20 protein-coding genes and 1 pseudogene are annotated in these 22734 nt (G+C 55.0%); 14 read left to right on the top strand and 7 right to left on the bottom strand.

Annotation, left to right across the window (positions count from 1 at the left end):
* Positions 1-987 (bottom strand): ubiquinol oxidase subunit II, encoded by a 987-nt coding sequence (gene cyoA / locus ACT3XD_RS11365; protein WP_192538036.1) that lies wholly within the window; start codon positions 985-987, stop codon positions 1-3.
* A 280-nt stretch (positions 988-1267) separates the two neighbouring features.
* Positions 1268-2062 carry a DeoR/GlpR family DNA-binding transcription regulator gene (locus tag ACT3XD_RS11360; protein WP_192538035.1) on the bottom strand — a complete coding sequence of 265 codons (795 nt, stop codon included), beginning with the start codon at positions 2060-2062 and terminating at the stop codon, positions 1268-1270.
* A gap of 368 nt (positions 2063-2430) precedes the next feature.
* Here ACT3XD_RS11360 and ACT3XD_RS11355 point away from each other — a divergent pair, with 368 nt between their 5' ends.
* The 8 genes from ACT3XD_RS11355 to ACT3XD_RS11320 all read left to right on the top strand — a co-directional run bounded on the left by ACT3XD_RS11355 (position 2431) and on the right by ACT3XD_RS11320 (position 10546).
* Entirely contained in the window at positions 2431-3207 is a 777-nt protein-coding gene (locus ACT3XD_RS11355) for an outer membrane protein OmpK (protein ID WP_407648090.1), read from the top strand.
* A gap of 33 nt (positions 3208-3240) precedes the next feature.
* The gene (locus ACT3XD_RS11350) at positions 3241-4524 is read left to right on the top strand and encodes a NupC/NupG family nucleoside CNT transporter (protein ID WP_192538033.1); all 1284 of its coding nucleotides are present in this window, start codon (positions 3241-3243) and stop codon (positions 4522-4524) included.
* 107 nt (positions 4525-4631) lie between these two features.
* Complete coding sequence (gene deoC / locus ACT3XD_RS11345) at positions 4632-5435, top strand: deoxyribose-phosphate aldolase (RefSeq protein ID WP_192538032.1); 804 nt, start codon at positions 4632-4634, stop codon at positions 5433-5435.
* Position 5436: 1 nt separating this feature from the next.
* Entirely contained in the window at positions 5437-6765 is a 1329-nt protein-coding gene (gene deoA, locus ACT3XD_RS11340) for a thymidine phosphorylase (RefSeq protein ID WP_192538031.1), read from the top strand.
* A gap of 27 nt (positions 6766-6792) precedes the next feature.
* Positions 6793-8037 (top strand): phosphopentomutase, encoded by a 1245-nt coding sequence (locus ACT3XD_RS11335; RefSeq protein ID WP_192538030.1) that lies wholly within the window; start codon positions 6793-6795, stop codon positions 8035-8037.
* Positions 8038-8069: 32 nt separating this feature from the next.
* The gene (gene deoD, locus ACT3XD_RS11330) at positions 8070-8795 is read left to right on the top strand and encodes a purine-nucleoside phosphorylase (protein WP_018919041.1); all 726 of its coding nucleotides are present in this window, start codon (positions 8070-8072) and stop codon (positions 8793-8795) included.
* A gap of 43 nt (positions 8796-8838) precedes the next feature.
* Positions 8839-9246: a cytidine deaminase gene (gene cdd, locus ACT3XD_RS11325; RefSeq protein WP_018919042.1), complete on the top strand. Its 408-nt coding sequence runs from the start codon at positions 8839-8841 to the stop codon at positions 9244-9246.
* A gap of 175 nt (positions 9247-9421) precedes the next feature.
* Entirely contained in the window at positions 9422-10546 is a 1125-nt protein-coding gene (locus tag ACT3XD_RS11320) for an aminotransferase class V-fold PLP-dependent enzyme (protein WP_192538029.1), read from the top strand.
* Positions 10547-10620: 74 nt separating this feature from the next.
* Here the strand turns inward: ACT3XD_RS11320 and ACT3XD_RS11315 are convergent, their stop codons facing one another.
* Positions 10621-12045, bottom strand: coding sequence for a hypothetical protein (locus ACT3XD_RS11315; RefSeq protein WP_192538028.1), 1425 nt, complete (start codon positions 12043-12045; stop codon positions 10621-10623).
* 112 nt (positions 12046-12157) lie between these two features.
* Between ACT3XD_RS11315 and ACT3XD_RS11310 the strand changes: the two genes are divergently transcribed.
* Both ACT3XD_RS11310 and ACT3XD_RS11305 read left to right on the top strand, forming a co-directional pair.
* Complete coding sequence (locus ACT3XD_RS11310; RefSeq protein ID WP_192538027.1) at positions 12158-13069, top strand: DnaJ domain-containing protein; 912 nt, start codon at positions 12158-12160, stop codon at positions 13067-13069.
* A 118-nt stretch (positions 13070-13187) separates the two neighbouring features.
* Positions 13188-13616: a hypothetical protein gene (locus ACT3XD_RS11305; protein WP_192538026.1), complete on the top strand. Its 429-nt coding sequence runs from the start codon at positions 13188-13190 to the stop codon at positions 13614-13616.
* Here ACT3XD_RS11305 and ACT3XD_RS11300 read toward each other — a convergent pair.
* Positions 13536-15962, bottom strand: a pseudogene (locus ACT3XD_RS11300) (mechanosensitive ion channel family protein). The gene ACT3XD_RS11305 and the pseudogene ACT3XD_RS11300 overlap by 81 nt on opposite strands.
* 177 nt (positions 15963-16139) lie before the next feature.
* Between ACT3XD_RS11300 and ACT3XD_RS11295 the strand changes: the two are divergent.
* The gene (locus tag ACT3XD_RS11295; RefSeq protein WP_192538025.1) at positions 16140-17147 is read left to right on the top strand and encodes an amidoligase family protein; all 1008 of its coding nucleotides are present in this window, start codon (positions 16140-16142) and stop codon (positions 17145-17147) included.
* Positions 17148-17200: 53 nt separating this feature from the next.
* The gene (locus tag ACT3XD_RS11290) at positions 17201-17884 is read left to right on the top strand and encodes a gamma-glutamyl-gamma-aminobutyrate hydrolase family protein (protein ID WP_192538024.1); all 684 of its coding nucleotides are present in this window, start codon (positions 17201-17203) and stop codon (positions 17882-17884) included.
* Here ACT3XD_RS11290 and tpx read toward each other — a convergent pair.
* Entirely contained in the window at positions 17874-18377 is a 504-nt protein-coding gene (tpx, locus tag ACT3XD_RS11285; protein WP_192538023.1) for a thiol peroxidase, read from the bottom strand. The genes ACT3XD_RS11290 and tpx overlap by 11 nt on opposite strands.
* A gap of 193 nt (positions 18378-18570) precedes the next feature.
* Between tpx and ACT3XD_RS11280 the strand changes: the two genes are divergently transcribed.
* Entirely contained in the window at positions 18571-19293 is a 723-nt protein-coding gene (locus ACT3XD_RS11280) for a glutamine amidotransferase (protein WP_192538022.1), read from the top strand.
* Between the two features lie 65 nt (positions 19294-19358).
* On the opposite strand, the gene nfi is transcribed toward ACT3XD_RS11280, so the two are convergent.
* Positions 19359-20069 carry a deoxyribonuclease V gene (gene nfi / locus ACT3XD_RS11275; RefSeq protein WP_192538021.1) on the bottom strand — a complete coding sequence of 237 codons (711 nt, stop codon included), beginning with the start codon at positions 20067-20069 and terminating at the stop codon, positions 19359-19361.
* Positions 20070-20207: 138 nt separating this feature from the next.
* Entirely contained in the window at positions 20208-21941 is a 1734-nt protein-coding gene (locus tag ACT3XD_RS11270; protein ID WP_192538020.1) for a DEAD/DEAH box helicase, read from the bottom strand.
* A 510-nt stretch (positions 21942-22451) separates the two neighbouring features.
* Between ACT3XD_RS11270 and ACT3XD_RS11265 the strand changes: the two genes are divergently transcribed.
* Positions 22452-22649, top strand: a complete 198-nt coding sequence (locus tag ACT3XD_RS11265) for a CsbD family protein (RefSeq protein ID WP_192538019.1) — start codon at positions 22452-22454, stop codon at positions 22647-22649.
* Positions 22650-22734: the final 85 nt, after the last annotated feature.

Here is a 22734-nt window from a genome sequence, read left to right as displayed (position 1 = left end):
TTACTCTCCCGCCTCATTGCTCATGGCCTGGCCATCCTCAGCCTCGCCATTCGCTTGGTTGTCGGTCGTTTGATAGGCTTCATTGCTATCGATTGCTGGTGCGCGGGGCGCATCTTGAGTGTCAGTGTCGGGGTCGCTGCCAGTATGGAAGCTGGACACCAAGCGCTCATAGAACTCAGGCGTAACGTTTGAGAAGTACTCAACAGGATGGAACGAAGAACGCTCAGCAAGCCCAGAGTATCCTTCCGGATAGCTCAGGGTTTGTGGCGACTGCGCGACTTCAGCAACCCAGGTATCAAAATCTTCATCTGATGTCACATGAGCATCGAAGATCATGCCAGAGAAGCCAGCACCGCTATAGTTGGTCGAACGACCACCGTAGGTACCGATTTCGTTGGCCTGCAGATAAACGTCGTTATCCATTCCTGCCATTGCGTAGATCTGGCTACCCAACTGAGGAATGAAGAAAGAGTTCATCACTGAACCGGAGCTCACGCGAAAACGAACAGGCGTATCTACCGGGAAGGCAACTTCATTGACCGTTGCAATGCCTTGCTCGGGATAGATGAACAGCCATTTCCAGTCGAGCGCCACAGCTTGAATTTCAAGCTCGGCCACGTCGCTTTCAAGTGCGCGGTGAGGATCAAGGTCGTGCGAACTTTTCCAGGTAATTACGCCCAAAATAGCGACGATAACCACCGGAACCAGCCAAACGATAGCTTCGATCCAGTTGGAGTGTGCCCAGTCGGGCAGGTATTCGGCCATTGTATTGCTACGGCGATAGTACCAACCAAACACTATCGTCATGACAATAACGGGGATGACCACGATCAGCATCAGGCCAAAAGAACTCAGAATTAGTGAACGCTGGGTTTCACCAATCACGCCTTTCGGGTCCATTAAGGCCGAGCTACAGCCTGCAAGCAGCAAGCATAGCGCTAGGAGCACCAAGGTGCCGGCCCTGCGCCAGTAGAAAGGTTGTTGCATGGTGCGATCTCGTCAGAGTTGCGTTACAAAACTAGCCGCCACACAGCAAGCCAAACGATATGCCATATGCCAGCTAACTAACACCCCATACCTTTCCCAAAACACTCTGCCAGCAGGGTCTGCCCTTGCTCCGGGAAAAATATGCGCTACCAGGGTAGGAAGCAGGTAGCGGATTGAGCTAACCCTCATACTAAATCAGGATCAGCACTAATGAAGGGTATTTTCCTTGGATCTAAACAACGAAGCAAAGCGACGATTTGACGCACCCAACCGCGACAGATTAGTGCGCATGTTCACAGGTAGGTAATGCTGGAGAGTGGCTAAAAATTGTGCGCCCTCGGAAGTCGGTAAGTAACTCAGACGTGCACTTATCGTTAGTAACGATAATGTCGAAATCGTTCAATGAGGCGAAGTAAGCGGGACGAATAATCCCAAATTTACTTGCGTCCACCACTAAGAAACACTGCAATGCAGAGGCAATCGCCGCCTGTTTGGGAGCAACCTCATGAAAGTGGAAGCAACTAACGCCTCGACCACAATCAACGCCCGCCGCTGAAATAAATGCTTTATTGATCCCGATACGCTCAATCGTCGCACGCATCTCATCACTACCAAACGATTGTGACGCGGCATAAAACAGCCCGCCTAATAATACTAAACGTACATTAGGCAGAGCTGACACCACCGTGGCTACGTTAAGCGCATAGGTAACCACGGTTAATTGGTTAAAACTCTTGAGCTGGCCTAAAAGCGGCATCAAGGTCGAGCCGCAGTCAATAAATAGCGTATCGCCCTCTTCGATGAAACCAGCGGCCTGTTGGCATAATGCGTGCTTTACCGGGTAGTAATTGGCCTGCTGCTCGGTTAAATCATATACCTGGGTTGCGCCAGGGTAGCTGGTCATCACCAACCGGCCACCAAGTAGCACCATAGCACTAGGCTGCGTTGTAAGGTCGCGGCGTATGGTCATTTCCGAAACACCGCATAAAATAGCGGCATCGCGTAAATGCAATGTGCCACCACTGGCCAACGCTTCTTGAAGCACGGTCAATCGCTGTGCACTGCGACCGTTCATACAAGGCATCTCCTTTGTCATTTCTTGTTGCCAGTTATGTTTATGCTGCGCGAGCGGCCATCCTCTGGCTACTCCCCTTTAGCCTCAAAACCATGCCCACTACCCTGTCACGCCTCTCCTGTGCTACGCCTCAGTGTGTTTGGGCACTTTAGATGTTGCATCACGGCCATGACATTTAAATAGCGTTGGTTAGGCTTTATTGCAATTCGGCGTTAAAAAAATAACATGCAATGTTATAATTCTAACATCCACGCCAGACCACATAATTCCAAACCCGATTAAAACCGTGGCAACTTTTTGAGGCTTACATGACCGCTCCGACTCTTATGCGCACTTCTTATCTCGCCACTCTTAGCGCTGGCGTACTAATGGCGGGTATCACCCCGGTGTTGGCAAACGACTCCCAAGCTCAGCCACTCGATAGACTGTGGTCATTTGCCAACGTCTCGGTTAACTACCTTGATTGGTCCAACGGCACCGAGCGCCGTACCGCCTCCAACGCAGCTAAAAGTGATTTCACCTATGTAGAAATTGAAGGCGGCGCGGGCTTTAGCTGGGGTGAGTTCTACGGCTTCTTCGATTTCGAGAACCCGACCAACGACCAGTTCGATGAATCGAGCGGTGGTAAAGATAACTTCCGCACGGCAGGTAAGATTACTTCGCATATTTATCTCGGTGACAGCCCGCTTTCGCTGTATGCCCACGTATACGACTTCCGCGACTACGGCTATAACGGACGCGAGCAGGATCAAATTCTAGGTCTTGGCTATCGCACTACCTTCGCAAACGGTCTATGGTTCAAACCATTCATCGGCGCAGCACGGGTGCAAAGTGATGGCTACACGGGTATGAATGGCTATATGGCTGGCTGGGTGGCGGGCTATGACTTCGCCGCGCTTGATCAGAACTTCAGTGTCACGAACTGGCACGAGCAAACGTTTGGCCGCGACGATGATTACCTGGAACAGAATTACGTGGGCGACAAGGCCGGAAGTGTGGGCACCAACGGTGCACTGAGCCTTTGGTGGCACCCGACTGACCTGATCACCACAGGCATTCAGTACCGCTACTCGGATAACAAGCTGGGTACGCCGAACGATTATCAAAACGCGATGATTTACTCCGTCAAGCTCAACTTACTTTAAACGAGCCCCCTCGCGGACTCAAAGGATCCTCATATGACACTCCTTATGAGCTTGGTTGGCATGGTCACGCTGGTGATCATCGCCCTGATCTTCTCTTATGATCGCAAGTCAATACGTCTACGTACGGTGCTGGGCGCCTTTGCCATTCAGGCAGGTATCGGTGCCTTTGTACTGTATGTGCCGTTTGGTCAGGCCGTCTTAGAAACCATTTCTGCGGGGGTAAGCCAGATACTGGTTTATGCCAATGATGGGATCGGCTTTCTATTTGGTGGCCTGGCTGACGTCGATAACGTCGGCTTTGTGTTTGCCATCAAAGTGCTGCCGGTCATCATCTTCTTCTCCTCACTGATCGCCGTGCTGTATTACCTGGGCATCATGCAGTGGGTCATCCGCATTCTGGGTGGCGCGCTGCAAAAAGCACTGGGTACTTCGCGCACCGAGTCGCTTTCTGCTACGGCCAACATCTTTGTAGGCCAGACCGAAGCCCCGCTGGTGGTTCGTCCCTTTATTGCCCGCATGACGCCCTCACAGCTATTTGCGGTGATGTGTGGTGGTCTGGCATCCGTAGCAGGCTCCGTACTGGCAGGCTATGCCGCGCTGGGCATTCCCATGGAATACCTGGTAGCCGCTTCCTTTATGGCAGCCCCTGGCGGCTTGCTGTTTGCCAAGCTGATCATGCCGGAAACCCAGGATGCGACCGACAGCGACAGCATCACCAAGGTTGAAGAAGAGCTTCAAGAGCTTGACAACAAACCCGCTAACGTACTGGACGCTGCCGCATCGGGCGCCACCTCCGGCCTGATGCTGGCTGCCAACGTTGGCGCCATGCTGCTGGCCTTTATTGCCTTGATCGCATTGGTCAACGGTATTTTAGGCGGCGTTGGCGGCTGGTTTGGGTTTGAGTCGCTGAGCCTTGAGATGATTCTGGGCTGGCTGTTTGCGCCGCTGGCGTTCCTACTTGGCGTACCGTGGTCTGAAGCAACGCTTGCTGGTTCGTTTATCGGCCAGAAGCTGGTCGTCAACGAGTTCGTTGCCTTTATTAACCTTGCGCCCTACATCGATGGGGAACAAGTAGTGGCCGCGACAGGTCAGTTGATGACGCCTCACACCATGGCCATCCTGTCGTTTGCTCTATGCGGCTTTGCCAACTTGTCATCTATCGCTATTTTGTTGGGCGGCCTGGGCAGTATTGCACCGACGCGTCGTGCTGAGATTGCCCGCTTTGGAGTAAAAGCCGTGCTGGCCGGTACTTTATCCAATTTAATGTCTGCCACCATTGCTGGTTTCTTTATCTCGTTAAGTAATCTAACCAGCTAACCCCTAAGAGCTTAAGCGCGAAGTTGAGCGCTTAAGCTCCAGCGTACCGGGCACTGCGATTTATACTTGCAGTGCCCGTTTATCTTTTCCTGATTTGAGAGAACGTCATGACCGCTTCCACTTCGACTGGCCCTAACCATGCTGACCAACAGGCTGCCCGCCACGCGTTAGCCCTGATGGATTTAACCAGCTTAAACGACAGCGACACCGACGCGACCATTGAAGCTCTTTGTCAGCAGCTTAAAACGCCTTACGGCAACCCGGCAGCCGTATGCGTCTATCCGCAATTCATCGTTACCGCCCAGCGTGCGCTTACTGCGCACAAATTAAACGAGCTGGTGAAAATCGCGACGGTTACCAACTTCCCGAATGGCGGCGAGGACATCATGGCTGCCGCCCGTGAAACCCGCGATGCGGTTGCCTCGGGCGCTCATGAAGTTGATGTGGTTTTCCCTTACCGCGCACTCATCGCGGGCGACGAAGAGACAGGCCTTGAGCTGGTTGAAATGTGCAAAGCGGCTTGTGCGGGTCAGGCCCTGCTGAAAGTCATTATTGAGACAGGCGAGCTCAAGGAGCCAGCGCTTATCAAACGCGCCAGCGAGCTTGCCATTGAAGGCGGCGCCGACTTTATTAAAACCTCTACCGGCAAAGTGGCTACCAACGCTACGCTTGAAGCCGCAGAGATTATGCTGAACGCGATTAAGGCAAGCGGCAAAGACGTGGGCTTTAAAGCCGCAGGCGGCGTGCGCACCACACAAGAAGCCGCTGAGTACTTAGCGCTTGCAAGTAAGATCATGGGCAGCGCCTGGGTAACGCCTGCGCACTTTCGCTTTGGCGCCTCGAGCCTTTTAGCCAATTTACTGAACACACTGGGCGGCGTGGAAAGCGCGGCACTACAAGGAGGCTATTAATATGCTCCCGCAGGAACTGATTCGTTTAAAGCGTGATGGCAACCCACTGGCAGCAGCGGATATCAAAACCTTTATCCAAGGCATTGCCGATGACCGCATCAGCGACGCTCAGATTGGCGCCTTCACCATGGCGGTATTTCTTAACGGCATGAGCCGTGAAGAAGTGGTCGCGCTGACCACTGCTACGCGTGATTCCGGTCACGTCATGCAGTGGGATTCGCTCAACCTGCCTGGACCGGTGGTCGACAAGCACTCCACCGGCGGCGTGGGTGATCTGGTGTCGCTGGTACTCGGCCCGTGGGTCGCCGCATGTGGCGCCTTTGTACCCATGATTTCAGGCCGTGGCCTTGGCCATACCGGCGGTACGCTGGATAAGCTTGAGTCGATCCCCGGCTACGACCCCTACCCTGCTCCTGAGCGCTTTGGTGATGTAGTGAAATCCACCGGCGTGGCGATCATCGGCCAGACCGGCAACCTGGCACCGGCGGATAAGCGTATTTACGGCGTGCGCGACGTCACCGCGACGGTTGAATCCATTCCGCTGATTACCGCGTCCATTCTGGGTAAAAAGCTTGCCTCCGGCCTTGATGCGCTGGTCATGGATGTCAAAGTCGGCAGTGGCGCATTTATGCCCACCACCGAAAAATCCCACGAGCTTGCCAAAAGCATCGCCTCGGTGGCCACCCATGCCGGTACACCGACAACCGCACTTCTCACCGACATGAGCCAGCCGCTGGCACCGTGCGCGGGCAACGCAGTTGAAATCATCGAGACGCTGGAGCTGCTGCGTGGCGAGCGCCCCAACAGCCGCGTGATGCAGGTTACCCGTGAGCTGGCGGTAGAAATGCTCATGGCGGGCAAACTGGCCAAGAGCCGTGAAGACGCCCTGAGCCAGCTTGAAAAAGCCCTGACCTCGGGTGCCGCAGCCGAAGTATTCGCGCGCATGGTGCGTGAACTGGGCGGCCCGGGTGATTTTATGGAGCGCTCTGACAGCTACCTTGCCAAGGCCAACGTGGTCAAGCCCGTGTATGCCGAACAGTCGGGCAATGTGCTGCGCATCGATACCCGCGCAGTGGGCATGAGCGTGGTGGAACTGGGCGGTGGTCGCCTGCGTAACGATGCCAGTATCGATCATAGCGTGGGTTTCAGTGCGATTGCCGAGCTGGGCACCCAGGTGGATAACCAGCAGCCGCTGGCCTTCGTTCACGCGCGTAGCGATGAAGAAGCTGACCGCGCCGCTGCCCAGCTGCGTGCTGCCATCACTATTGGCGCGGGTGAAGCGACGATTGATTCACTGCTTCAAGAAACCTATCGCGGTGAAGCGCTTTAATTAGCACCGTCTGACGAGGAAAACGCCATGAAACGTGCAATTGTGCTGGTACTAGACTCCTTCGGCATTGGCAGCGCCGCCGATGCCGCCGCCTTTGGCGATGAAGGCTCGGACACCCTGGGCCATATCGCCACCGCCTGTGCGCGTGGCGAAGCCGATACGGCTGAACGCTCAGGCCCCTTGAAGCTGCCCAACATGGCCAAATTGGGTCTGTTTCACGCCCACCGGGATAGCACCGGCGCGGTTGCCGAAGGCGTTGCCCTGCCCGAGGTGCTAGAAGGCGCCTACGCCCACGCCCAGGAAATTTCCAGCGGCAAGGACACCCCATCCGGCCACTGGGAAATCGCTGGCGTGCCGGTACGTTTTGACTGGGGCTACTTCAGCGACAAGACCGAAAGCTTTCCACAAGAGCTACTGGACAAGATTGTTCAGGCAGCCGATCTGCCCGGCGTGATCGGCAACTGTCACGCCTCGGGCACCGAGATTATCGCCCGCCTGGGTGACGAGCATGTGCAGACCGGCAAACCGATTGTGTATACCTCGGCGGATTCGGTCTTCCAGATTGCCGCTCATGAAGAACACTTTGGCCTGGATCGCCTTTATGCGCTGTGCGAAACCGTGCGCGAGCTTTTAGAGCCTTACAACATCGGCCGGGTGATTGCCCGTCCGTTCATGGGTGAAGACAGCGCAAGCTTTGCGCGTACCGGCAACCGTCGCGATTACAGCGTTGAGCCGCCCTCGCCCACCGTATTGCAAAAGCTCGCCGATGCCGGTGGTGAAATGGTATCGATTGGCAAGATTGCCGATATATACGCCCACTGCGGCATTACTCACAAGGTTAAAGCCAGCGGCCACGACGCGCTGATGGACGCGACGCTGGGCGAAGTGGCGCGTACCGCCGCTGAAACCAGCGACCGCCCGACCATGATCATGACCAACTTTGTCGATTTCGACTCGGTCTACGGCCATCGTCGTGACGTGCCGGGCTACGCGGCCGCCCTCGAGCATTTTGACGCCCGCCTGCCGGAGCTTCTCGCCGCGTTGAATAACGACGATCTGCTGATTCTTACCGCTGATCACGGCTGCGACCCAAGCTGGGAAGGCACCGAACACACGCGTGAATACATCCCGGTGATGGTCAGCGGTGCCGGGTTCGCGCCAGGGCCGATGGGCGCACGCGATACGTTTGCCGATATTGGCCAGACGCTGGCGGATTACTTCGCCCTCCCGGCGATGGACGATGGTAAAAGCTTTCTATCTTATGCTGCCTGATGGCGCCATTTAAAAAGACATAAGGAAACCACATGGCTACTCCGCACATTAATGCTGAACAGGGTGATTTCGCGGATACGGTATTGATGCCCGGCGACCCGCTGCGCGCCAAGTACATTGCCGAGACCTACCTTGACGACGTGCGTCAGGTGAATGACGTGCGCGGCATGCTGGGCTATACCGGCACCTATAAAGGTCGCAAAATTTCCGTGATGGGCCACGGCATGGGCATTCCGTCAGTGTCCATCTATGCCAAAGAGCTGATTACCGATTACGGCGTGAAGTCGATTATTCGCGTAGGCTCCTGCGGCGCGGTACGCGACGACGTTAACGTTCGCGATGTGGTGATCGGCATGGGCGCGTGCACCGATTCCAAGGTGAATCGCATGCGCTTTAACGACCACGACTTTGCCGCGATTGCGGATTTTGAGCTGACAAGCCACGCCGTGGCCGCCGCCAAGGCGCAAAACGTGCCGGTGAAAGTAGGTAACATCTTCTCCGCTGACCTGTTCTACAACCCGCAGACCGACATGGCCGAGCTGATGAAGCGCTACGGCATTGTAGGTGTCGAGATGGAAGCTGCCGGCCTTTACGGCGTTGCCGCCGAGTTCGGTGCCCGCGCGCTGACCATCTGCACCGTATCGGATCATATTTTGAAAGGTGAAGCGCTCTCCAGCGCCGATCGTCAAACCACCTTCAACGATATGATGATCATCGCGCTGGATACGGTCCTGCGTGATGACGCCGCCAACGCCTAAGTGGGTCAACAATGCTTAAGTGGGTTAAACCGAGGAATCATCTATGAGCCAAGCAGACTCTGCTCTGGTCAACACGCTGCTTGATGCATTGAATAATGCCTACGTTCCGTACTCCGACCACCCGGTGGCATCCATCATGGAGTGCCCGGACGGCCAGCAGTTCGTAGGCGCTAACGTCGAAGTCGCCCATTACAAAGGGCTGTGTGCGGAAGCATCGGCCATTAGCGCGATGGTCACCGCTGGCCAGCGCGAGCTTGCCAAGGTGTATGTGATGGGCCCGGGCGAGCACCTGTGCACGCCCTGTGGCGACTGCCGTCAGCGTATTCGTGAGTTCGCCACTCCCGATACGCAAATCATGGTCATCTCCCGCCAGGGCGAGGTGCTCAAGACCTACACCATGGAAACTCTGCTTCCAGACGCCTTTGGCCCCGAGCAACTGCCTCAGCGCTAAACAGCCTTCGGTTGCACCAGGCTGGCTATCACCTAAACCGCCGTCTTCATGACAGCGGTTTTTTTATTGCCTTGAGAACCATATCTGCGGCGCTGGCCTCGCCTAACAATTCCTCGTACCCTGTAAGCCACTTCATTTCGCGTGAACTGTATGCCTACTCATCAAGGAGAACGTAATGGCGGCTCTACTACCCAACGTCGACCCCACTGGACTACTCGAATACTCAGTGGTTTATACCGACCGTTCGCTCAACCATATGTCGCAACAGTTCCAAGGCGTGATGCGCGATATTTCGGCCACGCTGAAAGAAGTCTATAACGCGCACTCGACGGCCATTGTTCCGGGCAGTGGGACGTTTGGCATGGAAGCGGTCGCACGTCAGTTCGCCCTGGACCAGAACACTCTGGTGATTCGTAACGGCTGGTTTAGCTATCGCTGGACGCAGATTATCGAAATGGGCCGTTTAACCGACCAGCACACGGTGCTCAAAGCGCGCCGCGTGACTGACGATGATCCGCAGTCGCCGTTTATGCCCGTACCCGCTGAAGAAGCCGCCGAGCGTATCCGCCAGGAAAAACCCGCCGTGGTGTTTGCCCCGCAGGTCGAAACGTCTGCGGGTTTACTGCTGCCCGATGACTACATTCGCACCGTGGCGCAAGCGACGCGCGAAGCGGGCGGTCTTTTTGTACTGGACGCCATTGCCGCAGGCACGCTGTGGGTGGATATGCAGGATTTGGGCATCGACGTGGTGGTCAGCGCTCCGCAAAAAGGTTGGAGCGGCTCACCATGCTGCGCCATGGTCATGCTTTCCGAGCGCGCCACACAGCGCTTGAGCGAAACGCAAAGCAATAGTTTCGCGTGTGACTTGGCCAAATGGCACGCCATCATGCAGGCCTACGAAAACGGTGGCCACGCCTACCACGCCACCATGCCAACGGATGCCTTGCGCCAGCTACGCGATATCATGCAGGAGACTCGTGAATACGGCTTTGCCAAAGTGAAGCAAGAACAGCAGGCCATTGGTCAGGGCGTTCGGGACATGCTTGCACGCCACGGGTTTATCAGCGTTGCCGCCGAAGGTTATGAAGCCCCGGGGGTCGTAGTAAGTTACACCAGTGATGCCGGGCTTGTGGGCAAGTTTGCCCAGGCGGGTATTCAGGTAGCGGGCGGCGTACCGCTTATGGTGGATGAAGGCGATAACTTCCAGACCTTCCGCATCGGCCTTTTCGGCTTGGATAAGCTTCACCACACGCAACGCAGTGTGGATAACCTGGAACAGGCGATCAATTCACTAAGCTAGTCATACGCTTGATCGGCCCTATAGGCCACCCTAAAACCGCCGCTTGCAGGCGGTTTTAGGGTATCCCGCTCGACTCAATGCGCTGGGTCTATAGCAGTACTGCTCTCCGCTACCTTTTCAACGTCAACAATGCCCGAGCGGCCGACGACGACTTTCCAGCGCGCTAAATACGGCGTGTCTTCGCTTCCCGTCTCGCGCACAATCAGATTAAATAAGTGACGCCGTTCGACGCTTTCGCGCACTGATTGCCCATCTTTTAAGCGATAGATATGGTGCTTCTCTTTGCTCATCAAACGCGTCAACATCAAAAGATCAATATGCAGCGTTTCTCGGGTGTGCTCGTAGCCACTTAAAAACCGGGTGGGCGACATCCGCGAGCTGGAGCGATAGTGCAGCACAATTTCCTCACGCTGAGCGACCGTGCGCCTGCGCATCTGCTGAACATCTGCATCCAACGCGGCATAGCGCTTGTAGTCAAACCACTCAAGCTGACGACCGACGACCGAATTACGCGTAGGATCTTCGTATTGGCGACGCCACTTTGGCCGACCGCGCCGTAACAAGCGCCAGAGCGTATTGCGCAAGTCGTCTTTAAACACCTCGCGCATGGCATAGAGTAACGCCATGGCCAGTACGAACAGTGCGGTGATATCGCCCACCACTTCACGCACCCGCAAGACCCCAAGCGTTACGCAGGCCATCACGACGGCGGTAGCAATGGCTTTGACCGCCTTTTGCTCACCGCTGCCCAGCTCAAGGGATGTCTGTTTCAGCGTAATCGGGTATTCGATCAACCGCCGCAGCAGGCGCATCTTGTTTGACATGCGGGTGGGGTCCGCCATAACGCGCTCGGCGTTGTACTGCTGTTCACGCCGGTACTCGCTTTCGCCTTCGCATACGCTGATATAGCGCCGCTTTATCTCACTGAACTCCCCACCGCGCGGCATATGAGCAACCAACGCGAGCAGCTGCTGCTCGGTAAACCACGATAGGTAATTGTCGATATTGGCAAAATACTTATAAAGGCTCTCATCGGTGGGTTGGTTACGCCGCATCCTTTTTAGGATCCCTTCACTCAAATCCTGTGTTTCGTATAGCTGCGCGCACAGCTCGTCGCTAAGCTCTTGAACATCCTTGGACTCTTTTTGCCTTTCTTCACGCAGCTTGCGTTCACTTACCAGCATTTTCTGAGTGGTGCGCTCCATCGCCACCACATACTGGTAGGCATACAGGCTCAAGCTTAATCGATAAGGCTCGCTGCCCAACTGATTACGGCTGGCAAGCCGACTCTGCACAAGCGGCAAGTGGTGGGCGTCACTATAGTAAGTCCGAGAGACGCTAATCGAAGCGTGATAAAATGCCTCTTCAGAGATAACATGCGTGTTTAGGCCCAACTCGCCGGGTACAAAAAGATAGACGTCAAGCCTATGCGATGTCTCTTCCTTGAGCCGCCGGGTGAGGCGCAGCTGGTAGCTGTTTTTACGCTCAACGCTGATCACCTGAACAATCTCCTACGTCATTGCCTATCGCGATGATATACCATGACACCCATCATCATGATGATCCGCTCTTTGCGGTTATGATTCACCTCTTCGCCTTTGGAGCCAGGGAATGTCCATTGCCCGTTTTTCTCCCTTTGAGCTGCTGCTTTTAAAAAGCCGCAGCCAAGTGGATACGGCAAAGCTACTGGTATTAGCTTGGGTATTGGCACACCGTCAACACGTGTCGGAGGGCCAGCGGCGGCGCCGTTTAGCCCAGATATCCGCACAGTTTCGCCATGGGCATGAGCTGGGACCTGTTATGCATATCGCTCAGCAGCAGGATTTGCTAGCAATTCAACTGGCCGCTGAAGTCATTCGCAAAGAGTGCTCTCAAGAGCATAGCGTGAGTGTGATGCATCAGGCTATTACGCTCGCAACAGACAGTGGCGAACTTTCGCTGGCCAATCATTACATCTTGCGTTTTCTGGCGGACTTACTCAACGTTGCCCCCACCACGCTAAGTACGCTGTTTCAGGAGCTGACAGGGCAGCCGTTGGCCAGGCCAGAGGACCCCAGTCGCGATGCCTACTGGCGAGTACACGACGCCGAGTACTATGCCCAGCAGGCCCGCGAAGCCGAGGCTCATGCCGCGCAGCAGGAAAAAGAAAAAAAGCGCCAGCAGGAAGAGGCTCAGCGGGCGCATGCGCAAGCCCAGGAAAAAGCCGAACGCGAAAAAGCCCGTCAACACCAAGAGTCTGCTCAGCGTCAAAGACAGTATGAGCGGGCAAGGCAACAGCGCAGCTCGCAGTATGGTCAGCAGCGGACAGCGCCCCCACCTGATCGCACCACTCGTGCGCTTGCTGTCTTGGGATTAACTCCCGGGGTTAGCCAAACTGAAATACGCCGCGCCTACCGGCGTATGGCACAGCTCAATCACCCTGACCGTTTCTATACTGGGAGTGAGCAACAAATTGCGCTCGCTTCGGCGCGTTTTCAACGGATCAAAAGCGCCTATGATTACTTAATGCAAAATTATCTATAAAAATGACCTATAAAAATGGTCTATAAATACTTTCCTTAAAAACTATCTGTAACAACTATCTGTAAACACTATCTTTAAACACTATCCATAAAAACTATCTACAAGAACCGATCTCTCTATGCGTGATTTGTACCAACGCCTTAGCGTCTCGCCGCAGGCAAGTGATGAAGAGCTACAGCAAGCCGTGGCCCGCTGCCCCAACAGCGCCCTACGCCAGGATGCAGAGGCCGTTTTTGCGGTGGAGAAAAGGCGCAAAGATTACGATCAGGCCCACGCGACGCTTAACGATATCGGCCAGCTGCGCGCCCGGCTGGGGCTAACCCACGGCGCACACTGGCAAGGCGATGTCGCCAATGATTTTTCGCGTTTACCGGATCAAACAGCCTCCCGTCATGATGAGCTGGTCGACCGTGTCAGCCACGCCGTAGGGCTCCACAACCGCTGGCGTGGCCTGCGTGGCGCGGGATTACTCATCGCCACTTTCATCATTGGCACAGGCGTCGGCATTGCCGTGGGGATCGCCCTGAGCCAAACGCTAGGTACGTGAGGCAGGCACGTTACGCTCACGCTCATCGCGCTTTACTTCTGCCTGGGTAGGCCGTGGAGCCGGTTTAGGCGGCTCGGGCTTTTTCTTGGATTGATCCTCAGCATCTGACGTTTGCGCATCGCCAAACGAGAGATCAGTGCCTTCAGTAGGCTCCATGCGGTCTTCTGAGCGTGCTTCCATACTGACACTGAGACGCGGCACGCCCAGATCGATTGACTGCTCTTCCATCCGCTGTTTTAGCAGCAGATTAAACGCCCGTGAAACATCCCACTGCATCTCTGGCGCGGTGCGAAAACGCATCCGCAATACCGGGCAGCCTTCTTCAAATCCCTGCACGCCCTGCATTTCCAGCGGCGACCAGATGTAATGGCGCATCATCGGATCTTTGCGCAATTCCTGCGCGGTTTCCTGCATCAGCGTAATCGCATCATCAATTTTCATATCATACGGAATACGGATCCGCATCAGAGCGATACCGAACTGGCGCGACATGTTATGGATCGACTCAATACGGCTGAAGGTAATGATATGCACGACGCCGTCTAAGTCGCGTAGCCGCACGGTGCGCAGCGTAAGGCCTTCTACCGTGCCCATGTGGTTGTTGATACGTACGAAATCATCTACCGCCAGCGAATCTTCAATCAGAATAAAAATACCGGTAATCAAATCCTGAACCAGGGTCTGGGCGCCGAAACCAATTGCCAGACCGATCACACCGGCACCCGCCAACAGCGGCGTAACGTTAACCCCTAAATTGGCAAGCCCGGCAATGAATGCGATGATCAATATGGTCACAAAAATCACGTTGCGAATCATCGGCGTGATGGTCTGCGCACGCGCCTGATTCACCCGCCGTCCACGTGCGCGAACGGAAGAGGTCAGCGCACGCTGAATCGCCGTATCGGCAAATATCCACACCAGCCAGGCAAGCAGGACGGTCGCGCCCAAACTAACCAGTGCCTGACCAATACGCGAGCTGGCAACAGCCTGCTGGCCAATACCAAACAGCGAACCTCCCCAGACCTGCATGGAAAGCTCGGCAAACACCATCCATGAGCAGATATGCGCCAACACAAAACCAAACCGCTCCAGACGTTTACGGTATTGGCTATAGCGGTGGCGATGGCGCCGCTTGTACATACGAGCCGCCTGACGTCTTAGTAGCCCCGTTATTACCAGCGTTAATACCAGCAGGCTGGCGGAAATAATCGAACGAGCAAGCGCGGTGCCCACATCGCCCACGGTAATAAAGATAGCCAGCAACGAGCCACCGACTAACAGCAACGCCGGTATATGCCAAAGCCCACCCAGGGCGCGAATCATTTCTACCGCCCCGTTGGCATCGCGACGCTGTTTATAGGGGCGGTTACAAATGAGATGACGCACAGGACGCTTAAACTTAATAATAAAGCGCGCCGACAGCAGCGCGGCCAGCATGTTGGCGAGCACCGACACCAAGCCTGCAAGTTCACCGCCCAATAGCTCCACCAAACGGGTGGAGTTAACCGCATCACCCAGCGCAATCAAAGCACCTATCACAAACAGCCCGCGCAAGGCGCGCTGCTGTAGCACCTGAACCGCGGTAAAGCGATGGCCACGGCTAAAGAAGGCGATGACTGTTTCAAATACCACCGAGAGTGCACGCCCGCACAGACAAATATAGGCAACCACCAGCACCAGCGTCCTGCCGGGGCTGTAAGGCAGTAGCTGACCGATGCCAAGCGTAATCGCAAAGGCTAGCGCCCAAGGCAGCATACGGCGTAAAAAGTGCGCCGCAAGTAGCCATGCCTTGGGGTCACGGGGCAAATCCAGCGGCCAGTTTCGGCGGTTCGCCACCAGCCGCCCGAAAGCAATCATCACGACCAACAGTGTGATCCAAATAATGGCCAAAATAGTGCTATCGATCACCGCACGCAGCGCCGCCCCTTGGCCTGCGCCATCGTTAAGGGCGCGTAGATCGGCCGCCCCCTGCACTAGCTGCCGCGACCACTCGTCGATAGGCGAGTCGCCAGCCTGGGCCTGCTCACCGATATCGGTCAGCGTGTCGGCAAGCGCTCCTAAAAGCCCCTGACGCGTCCCGGTGTCTTCTTCAGCGGCATCGGCCGTTACCTGTAGCTCACGCAGAGAACCCAAGAGCTCGGTACGCCGCTCTTCGTTTTCAAGCATGGAAATGACGTCATTGAGGGAGCTTTGAAACTCCTCGCTGCTAACATTCACTTCATCACTGGGTTCTCCCGCTAAGCTGGGTAGTGAGACGCTCTGCGCCTGAGCCTGGGTCGCCATTACGCTAACCAGTACCGTCAAAACGACGCTGATGACAGTGTTGATTATCCAGTGCTGTCGCACGTCTTGCTCCCAAAATGGATTAGTAGATGACACCGTGTTTGCTAATACTCACTTCACGGCATACGCTCAGCCTTACTGCGTGCTTGTAATCATGAGAGACAATACTCATGAGTGACCGTGTTCATGAATGACTATGATAGGCTGGTAGTTTAAACGTTCACCTCACAGGATGCCGAGATGACGCTACAAGCTCCACCGAACCGGCTAAATAGTGACGGCAAAATACGCCACATAGGCGTTGAGATTGAATTTGCCGGCCTGCCGCCGCGCGACACGGCCCTCGTCGTTCGCGATCTGTTTGGGGGTGAGCTTAACGTGGTCAGCCCTCATCGGCTACTGGTTGAAAATACTCGCTGGGGCGTATTTGGGATTGAACTGGATACTCAGTATGCCCATCCCGACCAGGCATTACTGGATGAGCATCGCGACTCCGATAGCGAATGGCAGCGTCACCAGCAGCAACGCCGTGTCGAGTTTCATCAAAAAACCCGCGAGCTGATCGGTGATATGGTAGCAGGCTTTGTACCCACCGAGCTCGTCTGCCCGCCGGTTCCCTGGAATGAGCTTGAAGACCTGGATGCTATTTTTCAGGCATTGCGAGACCAGGGTGCCAAAGGCACCGATGCCAGCCTGCTGTATGGCTTCGGCTTGCACCTTAATATTGAGGTGGAGTGTACAAGCGCTAGCTACCTGCTGGCGATGATGCGCGCCTATTTGTTACTGGCCCACTGGCTGCGTGATGAAATTAAAGTGGATATCACGCGGGAAATGCTGCCTCACGCGAACCCGCTTCCCAAAGAGTACGCTTTAAAACTACTCGATAGCCGCTATGCCCCAGATCTTGATACCTTTATCGACGACTATCTGGTGCATAACGCCACGCGTAATCGCGAGCTTGATCTACTTCCATTATTTGCTCACCTGCGCCCCGACCACCCCCATGAGTTGCTGCATACCAAGCTTATAAAACCCCGGCCTACCTTTCACTACCGGCTGCCCAATGCTCAGCTTTCTCAACCGGGCTGGGGCGCCGTGGCTGAATGGAACCGCTGGGCTGAAGTAGAAAAGCTTGCCGCCGATAGCGTGGCACTTCGTGCGCGCTGTGATGAATATATCGCCGAGCACAGCCGACCGTTTCTAACGCGCTTAAAAGATAAACTGATGAAACTGGTTCGCCGCCGCTAGAGCAGTTTTTGGGCAGCACGCTACTTATTGACGACTCAAGAGAATCAATCTGAATGTCCCGGCCGCTTATTGGAATTACCACCTCAGATTATAAAAGCCAGCTTGCCTGGTGTTTTGACTGGTTTGCCGTATGGCGCCATGGCGGAAGACCCTTACGCCTTTCCCCTTCACGCCCACTACCGGCGTATCTGGATGGTTTGATTATTGGGGGTGGCGACGATATCCAGGCATCACTTTATGGTGGCGAGTTACAGCTTGATGTACGCCTGGACCCTGCCCGTGATGAATTAGAGCTTGCCCTGCTTGAGCGCTTTATTCCGTTGAACACGCCTGTCCTGGGGATCTGCCGGGGCGCGCAGTTAATCAACGTACATTTAGGCGGCACGCTGGATCCTGACATCTACACAACCCACGAAGGCTTAAAGCGCAGGCGCACGGTACTGCCCCGTAAAACGGTCGACATTGTAGGCGCAAGCCAGCTCTACCAACTACTGGGCGTTACTTGGTGCCGTGTAAATAGCCTCCACCATCAGGCAGTTAACGAGGCAGGCCAAGGGATTGCGATTGTCGCTCGTGACCGCGACGGGCTTGTGCAAGGCATCGAATCGCGTGAGCATGACTTTTTGATTGGTGTTCAGTGGCACCCGGAGTGGCTGATTTTTAATCGCCCCCAGCAGCGTCTGATTCGCGCGCTGCTGGAGGCTGCCAGAAAGTGTCAGAAAAGCGCTACGCCTTAAGTACTGCTAATGCCGCCTCATAGTCAGGCTCGTTTTTAATTTCACTGACCAGCTCGCTATGCAGCACGCGGTTATCCATATCCAACACCACGACGGCTCGCGCGCACAAGCCCTCCATGGGACTATTGCGCAGAGCAACGCCCCAGGCTTCTAAAAATTCCGGGTGACGGAAAGTAGACAGCGTTTTGACATTATCCAGCCCTTCCGCGCCGCAAAACCGCTTGGCGGCAAACGGCAAGTCTGCCGACACGACCAGCACAACAGTGTCGGTAAGATTAGAGGCCAGCTCATTAAAGCGCCGTGTGGACATGGCACACGTCGGCGTATCGACGCTGGGAATAATATTGAGGACCTTGCGCTTACCCGCATAGGTATCCAGCGTTACGTCTTGAAGGTCGCTGTTGGTGAGCACCATGGTTGGTGCGGTTTGCTCGGCAGCAGGAATAACCCCAGCCACATCCATCGGTTCACCGGCACGCATAATCTGTTGCATTGCACTTCCTCTATCAGACTGATTTGAGAAGGGATTCCCTGCTCATGTTGGCACTCGCATCATCCCATGTTTGACCCCATTAATACCCGTTACGTGTCATGCTCGTGGTAGGCTAATGGGCACTTTATGATGTGACCTTATAATGCGCGGAAGGGTTTGTTTCGTCTATTTATCTGGCTAACCGAGAATCAACATGGCTTGTGTCGTAATCGTTAAAACCGGTGATGCGTTTCCTAATGTCGTCGAACAGCACGGTGATTTTGAAACGCTTTTTGAAAAACAACTGCGCGAGTCGCTGCCCGAATCTTTGACACTTCACGTGTGGGATGCCAAACGAGACCCCACGCCCGTGCCGCTGAAACAGCTGGCAGGCATCATGATTACCGGTTCACACAGCATGGTTAGCGATAAAGAGCCTTGGAGTGAACGGCTAAAACCCTGGCTGCAGGATGCCCTTGAAGCAGATATACCCATGCTAGGAGTATGTTATGGCCATCAGCTGATGGCGGCGGCCTTAGGAGGTACTAGCGACTATCACCCCAATGGGCGCGAGTTGGGCACCCATAGCGTGGCTCTGACGAATGCCGGTCTTAACGACCCGCTGTTTGGTCAGCTACCCGAGCGCTTCAAGGCCCATCTGACCCATGCTCAGTCCGTGTTATCGCTGCCCGAAGGCACTGAAGTGTTAGCCTGCAATTCACATGACGCGCATCAGGCGTTGCGCTACGGCCCACGCCAGTGGAGCGTGCAGTTCCACCCAGAATTCACGATGCCTGTGATGCGCGCTTATATAGATGCCCAGCGTGGGATTTTAATTGATCAAGAAAAAGACCCTGAGGCAATTGCCGCTCAGGTGGCCGAAACGCCGGACGCGACGAGCCTGTTAAAACGTTTTGTAGCGCTTCTAGCGCCATAACGTCTTACCGTTTTAGCTGGTTTACATTCAGATAGTTTAAATTTAGACAGCTTAATTTAGATACTTTAAAACAAGGAATCCTGAAGCTGCTTTGTACGCTGACCACGTCGCGAGGCGAGCCTATCTGCCAGGCGAGTAGGCTCTGGCAGCTTGGTGCGCCCCAGGCAACGCATTACCCAGTCAAGTGATGTTTCAAGGCTGATACGATGCCCAGGTGACACAAACACGGGCTTTACCTTGGCCCGCGAGCGCAGCACGGCGCCGATCGTGTCGTTACCTGCCCGCAGCGGCACCCAGTCTCCTCGCGCCTCCCCGACCTCAGCGTATTTTCCATACAGGCGTGATTTAGCGATTCCGATGGTGGGTAAATCCAGCCACAGGCCTAAATGCGCAGCAATACCCAATCGACGCGGATGGGCGATACCCTGCCCGTCCACCATAATCAATTCAGGCATGATGCTGAGTTTTTCAAACGCCCCAAGCGCTGCCGGAATTTCCCGAAAGGAAAGCAACCCCGGCACATAGGGCATCCGCGTTGGCTCGCGATGAACGATCTGCTCAACGACGGTTAGGTCAGGTGCTGGTGCCGGATCCCATTTCAATAACACCACGGCCGCCCGCGTGGTCGCTCCATCGTCTTCAAAGCCAATATCCATTCCAGCAATATGTGCGACCGGGTCAATACGATCTGCAAGCTCCAACTGTTTAGCAAGCTGCTTTTGCAGCGCGATGGCGTCCTTGGGTAACAAATTCCACTCGTGAAGCGGCGCGTTCATTATCGACTCCCTGTCGCGTGTATCCTTGATGCATTTCTACCTTCAACCTCTTTAAGGGTAGCAAAAAAATGCCCCCGCACCGTTTCCGGGCGAGGGCATTTTAGACGCGGCGTTGACCGCTAGTAACCGCTTAAGCGATTACGCTTCGCGACGACGGACCGGCGCGTCACCATCATCACGACGACGGCGCGGAGCGCGATCCGGCGCGCTGTCTTCACTGATTTCAAGCGGGCGACCGGCGACACGCGCACGGGCCATCTTGGTCAGGATAGTAGCGGGCAGACCGCTAGGTAACTCAACGACAGAGAAAGCGTTACGAATATCGATACGACCGATACGTGCACCTTCAATACCGCCTTCATTGGCCAGCGCGCCTACCAGCTGGCCTGGCTTGACACCATCTTTATGGCCAACGGATACACGGTAGCGGGTCATGCCTTCGCTGGGTGTGCGAGAACGCTCACCACCACGTTCTGCGCCACGCTCACGACGAGCACCTGGCTTGGCACTGCTGCCGCCTTCACGCGGTGCACGCTCTTTACGCGGCGCCTGCAGGCGACCGATCGGTGCTTCATCAGCACGCGCCATTGCGCCAAATGCACAGGCCAGCACGATCGGGTCATGACCCTCGGCCACTAGACGCTCAACCAGTGCCAGCTGCTCTTCGGCACCTTTGGTCAACGCGGCAACCACACGATGGTGGAAGACTTCATCACGGTGAGCGCGAATAGCGGCTTCGTCAGGGAGCGGCATTTCGGTCATTTTCTGACCGGTTGCCTGTTCCATCCAGCCTACTTTACGACCTTCACGGAAACCGGCAAACGTAATCGCGATACCGCTACGGCCAGCACGGCCGGTACGGCCAATACGGTGCGTGTAGGCTTCTGCGTCTTGCGGCAGGTCATAGTTGATAACGTGCGTAATGCGCGGCACGTCAAGACCACGAGCGGCAACGTCGGTTGCAATCAGCACGTCAACCTTGCCACGCTTCAAGCGCGTAATGGTGCGCTCACGCAGGCTCTGGTCAAGATCACCAGAAAGGCCTGCAGCGTTAACGCCACGTGCGGTTAACTGCTCAACCAGCGTAGTACACGCCGCACGGGTGCGAACGAATACGATCGCCGCATCAACCGCTTCGACTTCAAGAATGCGCGACAGCGCTTCAAGCTTGGCACCACCATCAACACGTACAATGCGCTGCTCAATGTTTTCGCCAGTCGTCGTGCGCGACTCAATCGCCACTTTTACCGGATCAACCAGATAACGATTAACAATGCGTTCAATTTCAGTCGGCAGGGTTGCCGAGAAGAACACACGCTGAGCATCTTTCGGGGTATCGGCGACCACACGTTTAACGTCGTCGATAAAGCCCATGCGCAGCATTTCGTCAGCTTCGTCTAACACGAGGGCTGACAAACCATCCAGCTTCAAGCTGCCACGGTCCAGGTGATCGATAATACGGCCAGGGGTGCCAACGATGACCTGGGCACCGCGCTTCAGCGCGCCTAACTGCTCACGATACTCTTGACCACCGCACAGGGTCGCAACTTCAAGACCCTGCAGGTTTTGACCGTACTTACTAAAGGAGGCTGCAACCTGCTGAGCAAGCTCGCGGGTTGGTGCCATAACTAACACTTGTGGTTCACGACGTGTCAGTTCTAAACGCGACAATAATGGCAGTGCAAACGCAGCGGTTTTACCGGTACCCGTTTGTGCCTGGCCCAACATATCGCGGCCTTCCAGCAGCGCAGGAATAGTTTGCGCCTGGATTGGCGAAGGGGTTACATAGCCCTGTGCTTCAACAGCAGACAGAACGGCAGGCAATAGAGCCAGATCGCCGAAGCTCGGCGAGGCGACAGAAGTCGAGGTCATTAATCACACCTTGGTAGGCCGGTCGTACCGGCAAAAAACATCATAAGCGTCTCTGACTCTGACATCGACGCGCTAAACAAGGCAGCATCGAAAAACAGGTTCCGTTAAACGGATTAATGTCATCAGTGGAGTCGGAGACGCCGGTCGCACCTAGCATCCGGTTGGCAATACCGTCATTACGGGCCAACCGCTGTGGCGACCTTCTGCGCCGATTTCACCCGTTTGGTGAAATGCTGGAGGCGCGCCATCTTCACAGCAATGAACATCTGCATTATCGAGATGTTCCCGCAAGCCTTGCTACGTATCCAAATATAAAATCACGTAGTCAAACGCTTATCGTCGTGATGGAGGGGTCAACACATGCGAGGAGCGCGCATCCTAACACCGCAATAGACGAATGGCTAGTTTTTTTACTTCACCCAAATCAAACAACTTCACTTGCACTTGTTTAAATATCGTCTAACTTAATAAGTGCCTAAACATGTTCAGCAATTATTCAAGGAGCGATATATGAACTGGGATCAAATCGAAGGCAAATGGACGGAAATGAAAGGCAAGGCCCGTTCCAGCTGGGGTGAATTTACCGACGACGACCTTGATCAAATCGGCGGTAAAAAAGATCAACTAGTTGGTAAGCTTCAGCAAAAGTATGGTCTTGAGCGTGAAGAGGCTGAGAAACGTGCTGATGATTGGGCCAACGGTCTGTAGTTATTACGTAGTTACTACATAGTTACTACATAGCTATTTTTGGGTAAATCGATTTTTAGGTGCTGAGCAAACGGATCCTTCCCTT

This window comes from Halomonas sp. AOP7-B1-5, from assembly GCF_052353045.1.
In the GTDB taxonomy this organism is placed as follows: domain Bacteria; phylum Pseudomonadota; class Gammaproteobacteria; order Pseudomonadales; family Halomonadaceae; genus Vreelandella; species Vreelandella colorata.
Note: the sequence above shows the minus strand (reverse complement) of the source record. Positions and strands in the feature narration are given on the sequence as shown.